Here is a 16,190-nt window from a genome sequence, read left to right on the forward strand (position 1 = left end):
GCGGCGGTCAGGCCGCGTCGCACGTACTTGTGCATGACTTCCCTTTCCCTGCTCTCTGTCCATTGTGGATTTTGAGGGTGGAAAGGGTTCGTCAGCTCGGATGGTCGTTGCCGTAGTACTCCAGCCAGTGCAACGACCACGCGCCGGCGGGCGGTGCCCGCCACGTGCGATCGGAGCCGGGAACAGCGCTCCCGGCCGTGGTCACGGCGTACTCGCCACCGTGCTGGCCACCCGGACTCGCCGACATCGCCCCGCTTGCGCCGGAGACGTCGGCGGGCAGCCCGCCGCCGCCCGATCCGGATGTCGGATCGGCAACGCCGATCCGCGAACCGGAATGTCCGGCAGCCGGCCGGACAGCAGCGTGCACGAAACGAGAACGCTGCGGATCGGCCGAGGTGACCGTGACCGGAGTACCGCTTCCGGCAGGCGCAGTCACGCTCGGCGAAGACACGATGTCTTCACGCGGCGCGGGATGTGCCGGCCGTTCGCTCTCCTGGAGTCCGGTCACCGCCGGGACCACGTGCTCGGCCCCGACCGCCCGCACCACCGGGTCGGTCAGGGGTGCCGTGGCACGGAGCACCGGCGAGGTCACCGGGGACACCGCGTGCAGCACGGGCTCGGTGACCGGACGGAGAGCCGACAACACCGGCTCCACCGCGTGCAGCACCGGACGCGTGACCGGCGCGAGAACAGGCTCGAGCCCGTTCGTCACCGGCTTCGCGACCCGCGCCACCTGCGACGTCACCGCGCGCACGGGCTCGGTGACCGGCGTGAGCGCCGGTTCGGCCGGCTTGAGCACGCCGTGAACCGTGCTCCCGACGTGATCAAGCAACCCCGGCCGATCCGGGGGCGGACCCTCGGAAGCGTCCGCGGCCGCCGACACGGCCAAGGCCAGTAGCGTGAACCCGAACAACGCACCGGCCACCACCAGCACTCGAAGTACCACCGGGTGCCGGACCAGCGTGTCGTCCGTCAGGGAAGTATCCATCTATCTCACCCCCCTTCGAGTGTGGACTTCACTGTCGGTCGTGGTTCGGGGCGTCAGGCATCGCCGGATTGGGGGTAGATCGAAGTTTTTTCTTTCACTCCAATAAGGTTTGCTACCACTGAGTAGCGGGTAAACTCGCTGATTTTCTTGCCAAGAATAGCGGAAATCACTCCTTGGGTCACCGCAGTCACCTGGCTGGACACGCTGGGTCGTCGGCCCTGTTCGCCGCCGGCCACCCGGTTGGGGAATCAACCCATCCGCGCCGCGACCGGCCCCGAACGTGAACTGTCCACGAAGGATCCATCCCCCAGCGCCGGGAGCCGGTGGTGGGTGTCGCCCGCCGCCTTCGCGCGCGGGCGGGGAGGAGTTCGTCCGTGTTTGGCAAACGCTATGCCGCGTCGATGATCAACCGGAGCGCGGAGAACGACCAGGACCGTCGCCGTTTCCTCAAAGCGGCCGGGATGACCGGCCTCGGTGTCGTCGGGGCGGGTGCGCTCGGCGGCCTCGCCACCGGGACCGCGTCCGCCGCGACCGCCCGGCCCACTGCTGCGGCGGCCGCCGCGTCGGCTGAGGTCAGTGACGGAGCCGTCCTCAACTTCGCCCTCAACCTCGAGTACCTCGAAGCCGAGTTCTACCTGCACGCCGTCACCGGCAAGGGGCTCGCCGACTCGATGACGACCGGCACCGGCACCCGTGGCGGCGTGACCGGCGGCCGCGCTGTCCGGTTCCAGACCAAGGCCGCGAAGCAGTACGCCCAGGAGATCGCGGGTGACGAGAAGGCGCACGTGCAGTTCCTGCGTTCCGCGCTCGGCTCGGCGGCGGTCAGCCGCCCGGCGATCGACCTGCAGTCCAGTTTCACCGCCGCCGCCCAGGCCGCCGGCCTGGTCAAGCCCGGCCAGACCTTCGACGCGTTCTCCTGCGAAGAGAACTTCCTGCTCGCCGCGTTCCTGTTCGAGGACGTCGGTGTGACGGCGTACAAGGGTGCGGCCCCGCTGATCACCAACAAGACCTACCTCGAGGCCGCCGCGGGCATCCTCGCGGTGGAGGCGTACCACGCGGCCAACATCCGCAGCGCGCTCTACCAGCGCGGCGACGGCAAGGCGACCGTCAAGCTCTCCAACGCCCGTGACAGCCTCGACGGCCCGACCGATGACGACCAAGGCGTCATCGACAGCCACGGCAACGCCAACATCGTCCCGACCGACGCCAACGGCATCGCCTACAGCCGCTCGCCCGGCCAGGTGCTCAACATCGTGTACTTGACGAACAAGGCCGCCAAGTCCGGCGGGTTCTTCCCCAAGGGCGTCAACGGCGAAGTGAACACCAGCGCCGCCAACTGATCCGCCAGGGGTGCGGGACCGCCGTCGGGGCGGTCCCGCACCCCCCGCGACCGGAGAGGCACCATGCTCGGACTCAGCCCGGAACACCTGTTCGTCCTGCTGGTCGCGGCGCTGTTCATCCTGGGCCCGGAACGTTTGCCCGGCGCCATCGCGACCGTGCGGAGGACGGCGCAGAAAGCCAAGGACGCCGTCGCGAACGCGCACGAGCAGATCAGCAGCGAGATCGGACCGGAGTTCGAGCAGTTGCGCAAACCGCTGGGCGAGCTCAACCAACTCCGCAATCTGGATCCCCGCACCGCCCTGACGCGATTCGTGCTGGACCCACCGCCGGTCGAACCGCCCACCCCGGAGCCGTCGCCGACCGGGCGAGTGTCCGGGGTGGACCTGGAAGCCACCTGACGCACCATCGAAAGGACCCGCCCATGACTGTCGACCGAGGACTTCTCGTGACCCTCAAAGCCAAGCCTGGCAAAGGTGACGAGCTTGCCGCGTTCCTGGAGCAGGGCCGCGCACTCGCCGCCGCCGAGACCGGGACCGTCACCTGGTACGCATTCAAGATCGACGACACCACCTACGGCATTTTCGACACCTTCGAGACCGAAGAAGCCCGTCAAGCCCATCTCGGCGGGCAGATCCCGGTCGCGCTCGGGCAGGTCGCCGAAGACCTGCTCGCGGCCGATCCGGACATCCGCCCGGTCGACGTCATCGCGGTGACGTGACCGTCGCTCCTCGGCGACGCAACCATTCGGCACGTCCACCGGCTCTGTAGTGGGTGCCGAGGTCGAGAGGAGCCGGCTGTTGCCGAGGACGGACAAGCAGTTCGAGGTGTTCGTCGAGCAGCGCTGGGGGAAGCCGGGTCACCGTCCCTGCAGACCCCGCTGAGGCCGACTTCGAAGGGACGACGATGAACCAGCATCCGCCGGATTCGGCCGCGGTCCTGCGCACCGAGCTTGCGGCCGGCGAGGCTGCCTCCGTCGCGCATCGGGCACCGCGGACGCAGGCACGACGGCGGCGGCTTTGGCCGGGTGTCGCGGTGGCCGCGGTCGTCGCGGTCGTCGTGGCCGGCGGTGGTGCCGCGCTCGTGATGGCCTCGAGCGGTGATGAAGCCCCGGCCCAGCCCGTGGCTGTCGCCCAGTGGCCGGCGCGTGGCCCCCTGGCCGGGGACACCGCGCTGGTCGACCGGGCGAAGCTGGCTTGGGCGAACGCCAGCCCAGCCGGGGCGCCCGGATCGGAAGCCGCCGTGCTCTACGCCGGGCCGCTCGGCAGGCAAGCCGGGCAGAACGTGACGCTGGTGGTCCTGCGCCGTGACGACGCCGCCGGAAGGACGTCGCTGGGCTTCATGACCACGCCGTCGACCACAGGCGCACCGGACACTGCGACGCTCATGGTGCGGGCCCAGGTGGCCGTCTCCACGAGCGGGCCTGCCCCGGCGGCTTACGGCTTCGTCGTCTCCAGATCGGCGCCCGGGGCTCCGGGTAGCTGGGCGGTCGCCCTCGCCGCACCGGGCATGCCGACCGCTCGGTTCGGCACCAGCGTCGTGGAGCACGGAATCGCCGGCACCGCAGCCCCGTCCCTCGACGGGTTGCTCACCGTGGACCTGCCGCCGCAGGCAGCCGCGTGGAACACCGGGCTCGCGTTCGGCGACCGCGGGGAACGGGGCATCGCCTCCTTGGTCGCGGCAGCCGGCGATCCGGCCACTCGTACCGTCACCGCGACCCCGCGTCTCGACGGCACCTTCACCGTCACCGGTGCGGCAGACGCGCAACCGGGCGACCTGCTGACGCTCCACGATGGACTGATCGGTGTCGTCACCACCGGTGGCGCCACCGCTGGTGCCGGCACAGACTTGACAACGCTGCGGACGTCAGGACTGAGCTCCCGGACGGCGACCGCCGATCGCCCGGTCGGCCTCGCCGCCGGCCCCGGCCGGCTGTCGACGGTCACCGCCGGCCCCGGCGTGCTGCACGAGGGCGACCGCATCGTCGCCGGCGGATTCCCCGGCACGGCTGCCCTCATCAACCTCGGCACCGTCCACCTGACCCCGGACGGCACCTGGATCCTCCGGCGGGACGTGTGGTTCCCGGTGACTCCCACCCGGGCCACCCTGATCCGGCACCCGTGAACCGGGACGTGCTTCGGCCGGTGACAGCTGCACTCGACGAGGAGAATGCAGAACCTGGCACGAGCCGCAGCAGCTTCGACTCTTGCGATGTCAGCCCTCACGGTCGGCGCGGCATCGGCGTCCCCTGAGAGCGAAGCGGCCGGCCCGACCTGTCCGGCACGATCAGGCGGAATCGGCTACACCTGCTCAACGGTCACGTGCACGAGCGGGCCAGGCACCACGTACGCGTCGTACATCGAGTGCAACGACGAAAAAGTCTACAGTGGACCGTTCGTCCGCTATTCGGCAGTCCTCACCCGCTGAGGCTCACGGAATCAAGCTCCTCCGACGCCGGGTGAGGTGCGGCCGAACGAGTGGACGCCGTCACTCACCAGCATGGCGGCGCCGATCTTCCGGCCCCGTGGACGCGAACGTCTCAGGACAGCGTCGGCGAGCAGTGGAGGTCGCAGTGCACACGTTTCGCGCCACAACCATGATCTTCCACGACCTCCTGGCCGGTTTGGCGGTACGGCACGGGCTGACTCTGCTGCGGATCAACATGGGCCTGGTGTTCCTGGGATTCGGCGTGCTCAAGTTCTTTCCCGGCGTCAGCCCCGCCGAGAACCTGGTCGCAGCCACCAGTCGCGAGCTGACCTGGGGAGTGGTGCCGGCTTTGGTCCCCTTTTCCGTCGCGCTTGCCGGGACGGCGGCACTAGAATGCGTGATCGGGCTGTCGCTGGTGACCGGCTGGTTGTTCCACCGGGTCCGGTATCTGCTGGCGCTGGAGCTGGCCGGGATCCTCTCCCCGGTCGTGCTGCTTCCCGGCCGGCTGTTCAGCGGTCCGGGGCACGCACCGACCCTCGAGGGCCAGTACGTGCTCAAGGACATCGTGTTGCTCGCCGCGGCGATCGTGCTCGTCGCACGAGCGTCCACAACAGACAGCTCCACCGTTCCCGCCGTCCCCGCGCAACGAGAGCGCCGGGCACCAGCCGCGGCGCCCGGACGGGCGACCGATCCGGTGGCGGCCGGGTTCCGAACCACCCGGGAACGGTAGAGGAGGAGCGTCATTCCCGAGAGCACGATCACGATCATCACCGGCGGGGCTGCCGGTGTGGCGATGGGCTACGTGCTGCAACGAGCACAGCTGTGTTTTCACTCCGTGTTTGCGGGCGTCCTCGTCGGACGTTTCCTGCTCGCCCGGAGCTGGCTGCTGGGCGTGGCGGTCGCCGCGGCAGGGCTCTCGGTGCTGTTCCTGACTCCCCTCGCCGGCGGCCTGAACCAGGGGCTGCCGTTCACGCCCGTCGCCGACGTCGTCGGCGGGCTCGTGATCGGTGTGGGCATGGCGGTGGCGGGCACGTGTGTTTCGGGTCTGTTCTTCAAGCTCGGCTCGGGCATGCTCGGTTGCGCGGCCGGACTGGGCGGCTGGGCAGCCGGCGAGTTGTCCGCACGCCGGGTCGTGCTACCCGGTCCGATGCTTCTGCCACCGGGGCCGGCCGCGACCTTTCCCGGTCTGCTCGGCGTCCCGCGGGTGGCGTTCGCCCTCGCATTCCTCGCTGCCGTCGTCGCGGCATTGTGCTTGTGGCGCCACGCGGATCACCCGCAGCGCGGGCAGTGGAACTGGCCGGTCGCCGGTACGGCACTCGGCGTGGTGACGATCGTGGGCTGGGTACTGGCCGGCGTCGGCGGCGCGGGCTTCGGTCCCAGCACGGTCGGTGCGGTGGGCGGTCTCGCCACCGGCGAGCCGAACTGGTGGCTGACGGCGTTCCTGCCGGGCATCGTCCTGGGCGGCGCGGTCGCCGCCCGCGTGACCGGCGATCTCCGCGTCCGCGGCGAGCGATCGGTCCGCTACGTCCGGCTGGCCGTCGGTGGGTTCCTGCTCGGCGCGGGCGGTTGGCTCGCGGGCGGCTGCACCCTCGGTCACGGACTCTCGGGCGTCGCCCAGCTCAACGTCTCCTCGTGGGTCGTCGTGGCCGCCGTCATCGGTGGGATCGCGCTCGCGCGGACCGTACGCAGCGTAGTAGCCAAGACTCCCGCACCGGGGTAATCGTGCGGTAAGGATCACCGGGCGCGAACCGTGTGAGACTGGAGTGATCCGACGAGGAGGTCACCATGACCCGCAGTCACCCGCACTCGACCGGCGGTACGACCAAGAACCGGTGGGCCCACGTGGGAATCTCGATCGCCTTCGCCCTCATCGTGGCCGGCGGCGCGAAGGTCGCGTTCGATCTCAGCAGCACGATGATGACGCACCTCGCCTTGGTGGGTGCCTGGATGATGCTCGCGCTGGGCCTGGCGTACGCGGGAGTCCGGATCCGGCCCAGTCTCGGCGGCGCGCTCTTGACGGGCTTCGGAATCGGGGCGCTGCTGGTGATTTTCTTCGGCGGTATGCAGATGATCGCCTGACCGCCATCCCGACCGGCGCGCTGGTCGGGCGAGATCGAGTAAGCGTGACAAGGCTTTCGGCGTGCGGAGTGAGGCCCGTTGACCTTCACCTCGCCCGCAGTCGTCACCCTGCGGGCGACATCGGGTGAGCTGACTCCGGGGATCGCGGCCGGCGGGTAGCCCGCCGACTCGCCGCCGCGGTGTTTGGCCTCGGCGTGCTTTTTCGGCCACGAGAGCGGTCTTCGCGATAGGAGCCGGCCACCGTCGCCGCCTGGAGTGATCCGGCGGTGACGGCGACCGGCTGGACGCCGCCGCTTCGGCCTCACCCGGTGACGGGCCGCCCGCAAGGGAACGGCCATGGCCCGGGGCCGGTGTTACTTGTTGGTGCCCGGCGTGAGGACCTTGTCGATCACGAAGACCGTGGCGTTCTTCGTGGGAATGTTGCCGCACAAGATCTTGGCGCCGTTGATCGTCATGTTCTCGCCCGAGCCCTCGAGCTTGACCGGACCGCCGGCGGTGTTGAGGGTGTCGACCGAGCCGGCGGCGGCGAGTCCCTTGGCGTCGTAGCGCTTGCCGACGACGTGGTACTGCAGGATCGGGGCCAGCTCGGCCGGCTTGCCCGCCAGCTCCGCGAACTTCGCGTCACCGAGGGCCGCGAATGCCGGGTCGGCCGGCGCGAACACCGTGATCGCTTCCTGGCTGTTGAGCGTGTCCACGAGGTTGGTGGCCTTGACCGCGGCGACCAGCTTGGTCAGCAGCGGGTTCGTCGACGCGGCGGAGGCGACCGGCTGCGGTCCCATCGAGTCGAGCGAGCCCGGCGCGGAGCCCTGCGGCAGCTGGCCGCACGCGGGGCCGAACACGTCGGCGTTGGTGGTCACGCCGTCCGGGGAGCCGGTCGAGCCGGCGGCGCTTGCCGACGACGACGGGGCCATCGAGCTGGAGCTCGAGGAGGCCGAGTCGCTGCTGCCGCCGCACGCGGTCAGCGTGAGCGCGGCGGCCGCCGTCAGGCCGATTCCGGCAATGCGAAGCTTGTTCACGAAAGTCACTCCAAATCCAACGGCCGACGATCAGTCCGCGGGGGACCTCCTGCGACGCCGCTTGGTGCTGGTCGTTCGGCGTGGTCGCCGAACCGGGCTGGGTGGGGCTTCACACGGCCGTTCGCCACCACCACTGGCGCGGATGGCCTCCGGAACTCGGTTGACCCGATCGAGTGAACGCGACCGGCCTGAGACATCACACCGATACCGGTCACTACCGGCGTCGAACGACTTGTGGCCGCTCCGAACAGGCGTCGCGGGATCGCCAGGACCGAGCCGGGCCGCTCGACCTACGCCGCCCCTACGGCGACGCCATCGGAGGCACCTTGTCCACACTGGACCGGACCGCGTCCGCGAGGCGCTCGGGCCCCCGCCGAAATCCAAGTCCGCTGATTCGAGGAGACCGCCGCCCGGCTCGGCGCCGCCGTCACCACGATCCCCGGCGAGCGGCTGCGCAACCGGGTGCTCACCGAGATCACCACGACCCGGCAACTCCCACCGCAGGTCGGATCTCCGACGGTTCCGGTAGTGCGGGCTCGGCGGGCCTTGCACCAGCGAGCGAGCGTCGCGACCGCGACCCTGTCCCGGGGACGGGGTCTGATCACCACCGAGCCGGTCGCCGGCTCGCCGCAGCCGACGACGTCGCCGGTGCTCCTGCTCGGCCTCGCCTGAACACCCCGGTTCGTCACCCACAGGGCTGGTCCGTGCGCCGCGGCCCTGTCCGCCGCGTCCGGTCGCTTCGAATGGTCCGTGATCCCGCCGGGATCGGGTCCGATGTTCGTTCGAGGAGAAGGAGATCCACCGTGAGCACACTCCGCCGTCGCATTCTGGCGACCGCCGCGCTGCCGGCCGCGGCACTCGGCTTCCTGCTGGCCGCCCCGGCCGCGGCTTCGGCTTCCACCGCGACCCCGCTGCCGAGTGTCGCGGTCGCCGACCACGAACCCGGCCACCAGTACCACGGCCTGCACCTGAGCATCCTGCTCGGCCTGCACATCACCGGCGGCCACCACGACGACGACGGCGACTGCTACGACGGCCTGCTCGGCGGCGGCCTGCTCGACCTCGGCTGACCGGCCGCGCTCGCCGTCCCCTCGGATCCCGGCGCAGCGGGGCACCGGACGAACCGGTGTCCCGCTTCGTCACCTCCGCGCGGTCACCCGTCGTCGCCGAGCAGGCCACTCAGCACCGTCGTGAGCGTGCGGCGGTCGGTGACACCGAGCTTGGCGCGGATCCGGCCGACGTGGTGCTCGACCGTCTTGCCGGAAATATGGAGCTGCTCGCCGATCTCCCGGTAGATGTGACCGGCGACGAGCAGCCGGCCGATTTCGCGTTCGCGAGTGGTCAAGACAGGTGGTTCGGCCGGCGTCACCGCGACACGCTCTTCGGGAACGGAGGTGCCGTGGGTGAACCGTTTCGCCGCACGCAGCAGGGAAACCATCGCCGCGCGGTCGGTGAGCCGGATCGCCGCCTGCCCGGCCAGCCGCGCCGCGTCCCAGCGAAGACCTGCTCGGTAAAGGCTGTCTGCCGTGACGAGCACGCGATCCGGCTCGACGGTGCCGTCGAGGACGGCGAGCCATTCCTGGCCGGCCGCGGCCAGTGCGGGTCCGAGCCGCCCAGCTGCCGGATCGAACGAGGTCAAGGATCTTCGTGCGGTTTCCGGGTCGCCGCCGGCGATCGCGGCGTGGAACGCCGACCAGGTGAGCCAGGTCGTCCACAGCGGCGGTGAGCCGTGCCGCTCCAGCAGGGCGCGGGCACGGTCGTGGTGCATGGCGACGCGGAAGCCCTCGCCCAGCCGGGCCGCGGCGACCAGCAGCTCGCCGAGGGGGAGCAGGGTGAACAGGTCGACCGGCTGGCGCATCATCGCCTCGTAGGCCGTGTTCCAGTGCCCGCGCACCGCTGCAGGCGTCTCACCGCGGCGCGCGAGCCCGAGTTCGAGTCCCCGCAACAGCAGTTCGTCGCGGGGAGCCAAGACGACTTCCTGGCGGCGCACGGCCATCCGGTGGGCCGCGGCGGCGCCGAGGTCACCGGCGAGCAGTGCGGTCCAGCCGAGCAGCAGAGTGTGGCGCTCGTCCGCCCGTGCCCGGGTGAGAACGCCGTGCGCGAGCTCGAACTCTCCCGCGTGCAGGGCCACGAAAGCCGCCAGCGCCGCGGGCGAGTCCGGCAACAGATGATCGACACTGGTGGCCGCGGCGGAGTCGGCGGCGCCGAGCAGCGTCGCCAGCGCCGCGTCCGGGCGGCGGGAGACCGATGTCCGGATCCCCTCGAGCAGCCGGCCCGCGACGTGCGCGTAGGCGGACAGCGGTGGCGACGGCGGTTCGTCGTCGGGGACCACTTGCCCGAGCGCGATCTCGGCGAGATCCGCGAGCCGTTGTGCTCCCGGGTCACCCGACCAGCGCAGGAGCTCGGCACCGTGGGCGAGGTCGCCGCGGCGGGCGATGATGGTGCCGGTGAGCAGCGCCCCCTCTGCCCGTGCCTCGGGTGCGGCCGCGCTCAGCAGTTCGGCCCCGAGCCGCAGGGCCGTGTCGAGCTGTCCGGCGAGGACCGCGGCCCGAGCCCAAGCGGGCGCCAGGCGCTGCACCGAACTGCCTTCGCGGGTCGCCGCGGCGTAGAGGTCGGCGGCCAGTGCCGGGTCGTCCGCGACCGCCTCGGCGGCCGCCGCCTCGAGACCGGCACGCGGCAGGTCGCCGGACGCCCCGAGACTCCGCAGTTCCCGGGCTATGGGCAGCACCGGCTGCCCGGAGGCCAGGCGAGCTTCGAGCATCCGGACCAGCACGGCCAGCCGCCGTCCGGGGGTGACGTGGTCGCGGACCGCCCGCGCCACGAGCGGCGGCACGATGTCGTCGGCGGCGAGCAGCCCGGCGGCGCGGATCCCGGCGACGACCGCGGGGACGTCGTCGCGGGCCTGGTCCAGGACCGTGGCGAGCAGTTCCACGTCGTGTTCACCGCCGATCCCGGCGGCCACGAGGTAGGTCAGTGCGGGTTCGCCGAGTCCGTCCAGCTCGGCACGCAGCTGGTCGATCAGTTCGTCGGCGGCCGGCAGGACGAGGCACCGGGTCACCAGTCTCGGGATCCCGGCCGTCGCCCGCTGCACCTTGACCGCCTGTTCGCCGGTCAGCGATCGCCCGAGCACGTCCCGGGCGAAGCGGACCACATCGTCCGCGGTCCACGGAGCCAGGCGCAGGTGCCGGGCCTCCGCTGTGGCCAGCGCCGTGAAGAGCGCTCCTGCCGCCCCGGGGGTGTGGGTGAGCACGAGCCGGGATGTCTCGCCGGCCAGGTGCACGAGGACCTCGGCCGCCGCCGGGGTGAGTGTGTCCGCGTCGTCGAGCAGGACGGCCGCTCCGGCCGCGGAGGTGGCCCCGGACAGGGCGGCGCGGTCGATCACCGGGACCCCGGCGGCGCGGTAGTGCCGGCCGATCGCCGTCAGCATCGTCGACTTTCCGTGCCCGGGCGGCCCCGACAGGATCACCCGGACCGGGTCCTCCGGCCGGGTGTCGATCCCGGCCAGCAACTCCCGCAGCTGTGCTGACAGCAGCTCCTCCACGATGGTGGGCACCTCCTCGACAGGTGACCGGAGTTTCGGCCACCTGTCAGGAGTTCGGCTCGCGGTGCGGGGTGGACGGGTCCCCGCGGCACCCGTTCGCGGATGAGAGCCACGCCACGGTGTCCGGCGATCCCCTAACGGGTGAAGAGTCCCCCTCAGGGATTCCGAAGATCACCACTAGGCGTCACACCCGATGTCGTGCACCCCCGCCGCGCCCTAGCGTCGGTGCGGTCGGTGACCCGCTTGTCACCGGCGTGACCCACGCCCCCCACAGAGAGCCTGATCGATGAACCCGGCGCAGTCGCTGTACGAATTCACGCTCAACCTGCTCAACGACCCGTCCGCCCGCACCGCCTTCGGCGACGACCCGCAGGGCACGCTCGACGGCGCGGGCCTCGGCGACATCTCCGGTGCCGACCTGCACGACATCCTCCCGCTCGTCCTGGACTTCGCGCCGGTGGGCAACCTGGGCGGCCAGAACGGCCTGGACCTCGACTCGATCACCACCGGCCAGGCCGGCGCCATCGAGCAGCTCAAGGCCCTCACCCAGAACCTCTCCCTCGGCGACGCCACCTCCGAGAACAACGTGCTCGGCGCGGTGAGCGGGATGACCGCCCTCACCCAGAACATCACCGACCCGTTCAGCGCGGCGGGTGACCTCACCAGCTCCATCGACCACGTCGGCGGCGGCCAGCTCGACCCGGTCACCACCGTCACCGGTGCGGTCGGCGACGTCACCGGCCACGTCTCCGGCGGCGACGTCGCCGGCGCCCTCGACCTCACCTCCGGCCTGGACAACGTTTCCGGCGTCACGTCGGCCGTCGACGGCGCGCAGGGCGTCGGTTCGACGATCGGCGACCTCACCGGGTCGCTGGGCGCGAACACCGGGCTGGAGCACACGATCGGCGATGTCACCGCGCACGGCGTCGGCGACATCACGAGCCACGTCGGCGACATCTCGCACAACGGCACCCTCGGCGACGTCACCAACCACGTCGGCGACATCGCCTCGCACAGCGGCAACATCTCCGACGTCCACGACGTTGTCGGCAACATCGGCGAAGGCGCCCTCAGCGGCAACATCGGCGCCGACCTGAGCCACCTGACCATCGGCTCCGGCAACGACTTCCACCTGCCGCACTGACGCCGTCCGGGCGGGTGCGGGGCCGTGCCGGTCCGCACCCGCCCGGGAGCGAACTACGTCCCGAAGTGCGGTGATGGCCCTTCCGCTTCTTAGCCGGCAGCCTGCTGATCCCGTCGCTGAAGAAGCCATTCGCGAAGCTGCCGCAACGGCAGGTCAACCCGAACAGCAGTGGTTTCGCTCTCGGGCCGGGCGGCGCCTCGCTGACGCTGGACCTGCTCCGGGCAGCTCACCTTGACGATCAGCCCTGGCGTCCAGGCCTGCTCCTGCACGTTCGACTGATCCGGTGAATCCGGATCCCGGCACCAATCCGGGTGGCGAACCGGCCCGAACACCGAACGGGGACGGGTGTCGAGGGAAAGTCGGTTTCGGCAATGGATTTCGACCAGGAGTTGGCGCGACTCACCGATCGGCTCGCCGCGGCGGCCGAAACAACGGTCGCGCTCGGCGATCGGCCGGATCTCCGCCAGGTTCGGTCTGTGGTCGCCGAGGCGCTCACCTTCGGGGCGTGCCCCGACGATCGGTTCGGCGGTGTCCTGCTCGTGATCGACGAACTGGTCGGCAACGCCTACCAGCACACCACCGCGGTCCACGAGTTGCGGGTCACCCGCGCCGCCGAGCACCTGCTGGTCGAAGTCCATGACGCGGACCCCGACGTCACACCGGTGCGTGCGGGTGGGCCGGGATCCGGCCGATTCGGCCTCCGGCTGGTGGACCAGCTGACCGTGGACTGGGGCGCGCGCACCGACAGCGTGGGCAAGGTGGTGTGGGCGCTGGTGCCGTTCCGGATCTTTCCCGCCGCTCCGTGACCGCGACTTGCCCGGATTACCCGATCGGGTGAGTCGGGTCGGTGGAGATCAACCCGCTGCCCGGGCCGTCCGTGTCCGCCGTGTCGAATCGCCAAGCAGGAGAGGGGATTTCGATGAGCGTGCGCACATCTCTGGGGCCGTGGCCGTCATGATCGGCGGCGGGCCGGCGGTCACCACGGGGGTTGCCCTGGCCGGCACCACATCCGATTGCAGCGGCCGGGGAGACGTTGCCGGTGGCGGGATTCAGCTGCGCTGAGCGCACATCACACCGGCCCGGGCAGGGCCGGCCGCCGTCAGCGCCATGGAGTGAACCAGCGGTGACGACGACCGACGGGACGCCGCCGCTTCGGCGTCCCCCGGCAGCGGATTTCCTGCACTCCGCTACCAGGCCAGAAGGACGGCCGCCCCGGCTCCAGGAGGTAGTGGAGCCGAGGCGGCCGTACAGTGTCAGGTCACCCGTCGGCGACCGGACGTCGGTGTTTACTTGTTGGTGCCCGGGGTGAGGACCTTGTCGATCACGAAGACGGTGGCGTTCTTGGTGGGAATGTTGCCGCACAGGATCTTCGCGCCGTTGACGGTCATGTTGTCGCCCGTGCCCTCGATCTTCAGCGGCCCGCCGGCGGCGTTCAGCGTGTCGAGGGTGCCGGCGCCTTCGAGGCCCTTGGCGTTGTAGCGCTTGCCGACGACGTGGTACTGCAGGATCGGCGCCAGCTCCGCAGGCTTGCCCGCCAGTTCGTTGAACTTCGCGTCACCCAGCGCCGCGAAGGCCGGGTCCGCCGGCGCGAACACGGTGATGGCCGGGGCGCTGTTGAGGGTGTCGACCAGGTTGGTGGCCTTGACCGCGGCGACCAGCTTGGTCAGCAGCGGGTTGGTCGAGGCGGCGGAAGCGACGGGCTGCGGGCCCATCGAGTCCAGCGAACCCGGCGCGGAACCCTGCGGCAGCTGGGAGCACGCCGGGCCGAAGACGTCGGCGTTGGTGGTCATGCCGTCCGAGGCGCCCGCGTCGGCGCTCGAGGACGGGGCGGCCGCGGACGAGGACGGCGCGGGCGCACTGCTGGACGAGGAGGAAGCGGAGTCGCTGCCGCTGCACGCGGTCAGCGTGAGCGCGGCGGCCGCGGTCAGACCGATACCGGCAATACGAAGGTTACGCACGAGAATTCACTCCAATTGATTACGCGGCTGAGGCTGCCCAGTCGGCGAGAACCTCTTGTTGCTGGTGATTCGGTGCCCGGCCGGGCCCGGATTGGTCGATCGGAAAATATTTCTCAGGCGGCGGTGAACGTGACGTTGTGCCACCCTGTAGCGCCGTTCGGGACGGTTCCCGCGCGCTGGTCGGTCTGGGTGTAGCCGGATTTGTCGGTGGCGCGGCAGAACACCTGGTGCACCCCGGCCGGGATGTCGAGTTCGGTCCACCACATCCGCCAGGTGTTGACGTTGACCTCCTGCGACAGTGTGGTTTCCTGCCAGGGGCCTTGGTCGATGCGGACCTCGACCTTCTCGATCCCCGTGTGCTGGGCCCACGCGACCCCCGCGACGCGCACCTTCCCCACCGCAACGTTCGCGAACCCACGGTGCGAGTCGATCCGGGACTCCGTCTTGATCGGCGCCTCCTGGCTCCAGCTCCGCTTGAGCCAATACGCCTGACGCGCCGCCCACGTCGTGACCTCGATGTCCACGACCCACTTCGTCGCCGACACATACCCGTACAACCCCGGTGTCACCAACCGGGCCGGGAACCCGTGCTCCAACGGCAACGGCTCACCGTTCATCCCGATCGCGAGCATCGCGCCGCGGGCGCGGTCCTGCGCCGCGGCGACCGGCGTGCCGGAGGTCCAGCCGTCGACGCTGGTGCAGAACAGCTGCTCGGCGCCGGGTTTCACACCGGCTTCGGCGAGCAGGTCGGCCAGGTCGACGCCGATGAAGTTCGACGTCGACACGTAGTCGCCGCCGACCTCGTTGGACACGCACGTCATCGTGACGGTGCGCTCGACCAGCGGGCGGTTGCGGATGTCGTTGTAGCTGAAGCGGATTTCGCGGTCGACCATGCCGTGCAGCCGCAGTGTCCAGTCCTCGGCGCGCAGCTGCGGCACCGACAACGCGGTGTCGACGCGGTAGAACTTGTTGTTCGGCGTCAGGAACGACGGGGTGCCGAGCTTGGCGAAGTCCGCGTCGGCCGGGATCATCGGCGCGGTCCGCGCGGGTACGAGCTTGCCGATCGCCTCCCTCGACGCGGTGGCGTCCCGTGTCGAGCTGATCAGCTGGCCGCCGAGACCCATCGCGCCCGCACCGACGGCCACCCCGGCGCCGCCGAGCAGGAACGACCGCCGCGATGTTCCGGTCTTCTCGTCCGATTCCGGTTCCCGCCACACGCGCGGCGCGATGCGGTGGAGAAGGAGAAAGACGGCCACCCCGGCCAGGAGGCTCGCGATCGGGGCCAGCAGCGCGACAACCGTCAGGTCCGGGCGGCGGGACACGGCGAACCCGCCGAGCAGTCCGAACAGGACGATGACGACCGTCCCGGGCACCGGTGACCGTCGCGACAGGACACCGGCGAGCGCCGCAGCCAGCACCATGACCACGGCCATGCTGCCCAGCAGCACCAGCTTGTCGTAGGTGCCGAAGGTGCGGACGGCGAAGTCCTTCAGTTCCACCGGCGTCAGGTCGATCGCGCCGTTGCCGACCGCGAGGTACGGCGAGGCGTTGATGCTGATGAACCCGGCCACCAGGTGCCCGGCCGCCAGCGCGGCGGCCAGCGCCAGAATGCCGGTGAACGCGGCGGCGAAGAATCGCAGTTGGGCGCGTGAAGGTGCCGGCGGAGCTTCCGGGGTATCGAGCTCGGTGGCGGTCATGC

At 70.7% G+C, this 16,190-nt stretch carries 16 protein-coding genes and 1 pseudogene; 11 read left to right on the forward strand and 6 right to left on the reverse strand.

The window, feature by feature from the left end; all coding sequences use genetic code 11:
* Nucleotides 1-91: 91 nt before the first annotated feature.
* Together QSK39_RS52130 and QSK39_RS52135 are read right to left on the reverse strand one after the other, a co-directional pair.
* Nucleotides 92-988 carry a hypothetical protein gene (locus QSK39_RS52130; protein WP_285485298.1) on the reverse strand — a complete coding sequence of 299 codons (897 nt, stop codon included), beginning with the start codon at nucleotides 986-988 and terminating at the stop codon, nucleotides 92-94.
* A gap of 53 nt (nucleotides 989-1,041) precedes the next feature.
* On the reverse strand, nucleotides 1,042-1,191 hold the full coding sequence (locus QSK39_RS52135) for a hypothetical protein (RefSeq protein ID WP_285485299.1): 150 nt from the start codon (nucleotides 1,189-1,191) through the stop codon (nucleotides 1,042-1,044).
* A gap of 171 nt (nucleotides 1,192-1,362) precedes the next feature.
* Here QSK39_RS52135 and QSK39_RS52140 point away from each other — a divergent pair, with 171 nt between their 5' ends.
* The 7 genes from QSK39_RS52140 (at nucleotide 1,363) to QSK39_RS52170 (ending at nucleotide 6,832) form a co-directional block, all read left to right on the forward strand.
* Nucleotides 1,363-2,328 (forward strand): ferritin-like domain-containing protein, encoded by a 966-nt coding sequence (locus QSK39_RS52140; RefSeq protein WP_285485300.1) that lies wholly within the window; start codon nucleotides 1,363-1,365, stop codon nucleotides 2,326-2,328.
* A gap of 63 nt (nucleotides 2,329-2,391) precedes the next feature.
* The gene (locus QSK39_RS52145) at nucleotides 2,392-2,727 is read left to right on the forward strand and encodes a twin-arginine translocase TatA/TatE family subunit (RefSeq protein ID WP_285485301.1); all 336 of its coding nucleotides are present in this window, start codon (nucleotides 2,392-2,394) and stop codon (nucleotides 2,725-2,727) included.
* A 23-nt stretch (nucleotides 2,728-2,750) separates the two neighbouring features.
* Nucleotides 2,751-3,047: a putative quinol monooxygenase gene (locus tag QSK39_RS52150; protein WP_285485302.1), complete on the forward strand. Its 297-nt coding sequence runs from the start codon at nucleotides 2,751-2,753 to the stop codon at nucleotides 3,045-3,047.
* A gap of 185 nt (nucleotides 3,048-3,232) precedes the next feature.
* Nucleotides 3,233-4,450: a hypothetical protein gene (locus QSK39_RS52155; RefSeq protein WP_285485303.1), complete on the forward strand. Its 1,218-nt coding sequence runs from the start codon at nucleotides 3,233-3,235 to the stop codon at nucleotides 4,448-4,450.
* Nucleotides 4,451-4,850: 400 nt separating this feature from the next.
* Complete coding sequence (locus QSK39_RS52160) at nucleotides 4,851-5,483, forward strand: hypothetical protein (RefSeq protein WP_285485304.1); 633 nt, start codon at nucleotides 4,851-4,853, stop codon at nucleotides 5,481-5,483.
* 63 nt (nucleotides 5,484-5,546) lie between these two features.
* Entirely contained in the window at nucleotides 5,547-6,473 is a 927-nt protein-coding gene (locus QSK39_RS52165; protein ID WP_285485305.1) for a YeeE/YedE thiosulfate transporter family protein, read from the forward strand.
* Between the two features lie 65 nt (nucleotides 6,474-6,538).
* A complete protein-coding gene (locus QSK39_RS52170; protein WP_285485306.1) occupies nucleotides 6,539-6,832 on the forward strand; it encodes a hypothetical protein in 294 nt (97 codons plus the stop codon).
* Nucleotides 6,833-7,185: 353 nt separating this feature from the next.
* On the opposite strand, the gene QSK39_RS52175 is transcribed toward QSK39_RS52170, so the two are convergent.
* The gene (locus QSK39_RS52175; RefSeq protein ID WP_285485307.1) at nucleotides 7,186-7,848 is read right to left on the reverse strand and encodes a fasciclin domain-containing protein; all 663 of its coding nucleotides are present in this window, start codon (nucleotides 7,846-7,848) and stop codon (nucleotides 7,186-7,188) included.
* 528 nt (nucleotides 7,849-8,376) lie between these two features.
* On the opposite strand from QSK39_RS52175, the gene QSK39_RS52180 reads away from it, so the two are divergent.
* Both QSK39_RS52180 and QSK39_RS52185 read left to right on the forward strand, forming a co-directional pair.
* On the forward strand, nucleotides 8,377-8,520 hold the full coding sequence (locus QSK39_RS52180) for a hypothetical protein (RefSeq protein ID WP_285485308.1): 144 nt from the start codon (nucleotides 8,377-8,379) through the stop codon (nucleotides 8,518-8,520).
* Nucleotides 8,521-8,651: 131 nt separating this feature from the next.
* Nucleotides 8,652-8,918 (forward strand): hypothetical protein, encoded by a 267-nt coding sequence (locus QSK39_RS52185; RefSeq protein ID WP_285485309.1) that lies wholly within the window; start codon nucleotides 8,652-8,654, stop codon nucleotides 8,916-8,918.
* An 83-nt stretch (nucleotides 8,919-9,001) separates the two neighbouring features.
* Here QSK39_RS52185 and QSK39_RS52190 read toward each other — a convergent pair whose 3' ends face one another.
* The gene (locus QSK39_RS52190) at nucleotides 9,002-11,401 is read right to left on the reverse strand and encodes a helix-turn-helix transcriptional regulator (protein ID WP_285485310.1); all 2,400 of its coding nucleotides are present in this window, start codon (nucleotides 11,399-11,401) and stop codon (nucleotides 9,002-9,004) included.
* Nucleotides 11,402-11,675: 274 nt separating this feature from the next.
* Here QSK39_RS52190 and QSK39_RS52195 point away from each other — a divergent pair, with 274 nt between their 5' ends.
* A complete protein-coding gene (locus QSK39_RS52195) occupies nucleotides 11,676-12,533 on the forward strand; it encodes an IniB N-terminal domain-containing protein (protein ID WP_285485311.1) in 858 nt (285 codons plus the stop codon).
* Between the two features lie 371 nt (nucleotides 12,534-12,904).
* Nucleotides 12,905-13,240 (forward strand): annotated as a pseudogene (locus QSK39_RS53225) (ATP-binding protein); the annotation flags it as partial.
* A gap of 579 nt (nucleotides 13,241-13,819) precedes the next feature.
* Here QSK39_RS53225 and QSK39_RS52205 read toward each other — a convergent pair.
* Nucleotides 13,820-14,491 carry a fasciclin domain-containing protein gene (locus QSK39_RS52205; protein WP_285485313.1) on the reverse strand — a complete coding sequence of 224 codons (672 nt, stop codon included), beginning with the start codon at nucleotides 14,489-14,491 and terminating at the stop codon, nucleotides 13,820-13,822.
* Nucleotides 14,492-14,604: 113 nt separating this feature from the next.
* Complete coding sequence (locus QSK39_RS52210) at nucleotides 14,605-16,188, reverse strand: molybdopterin-dependent oxidoreductase (RefSeq protein ID WP_285485314.1); 1,584 nt, start codon at nucleotides 16,186-16,188, stop codon at nucleotides 14,605-14,607.
* Between the last annotated feature and the right edge of the window lie 2 nt (nucleotides 16,189-16,190).

Source organism: Amycolatopsis sp. NBRC 101858 (assembly GCF_030269325.1).
GTDB lineage: Bacteria > Actinomycetota > Actinomycetes > Mycobacteriales > Pseudonocardiaceae > Amycolatopsis > Amycolatopsis ponsaeliensis.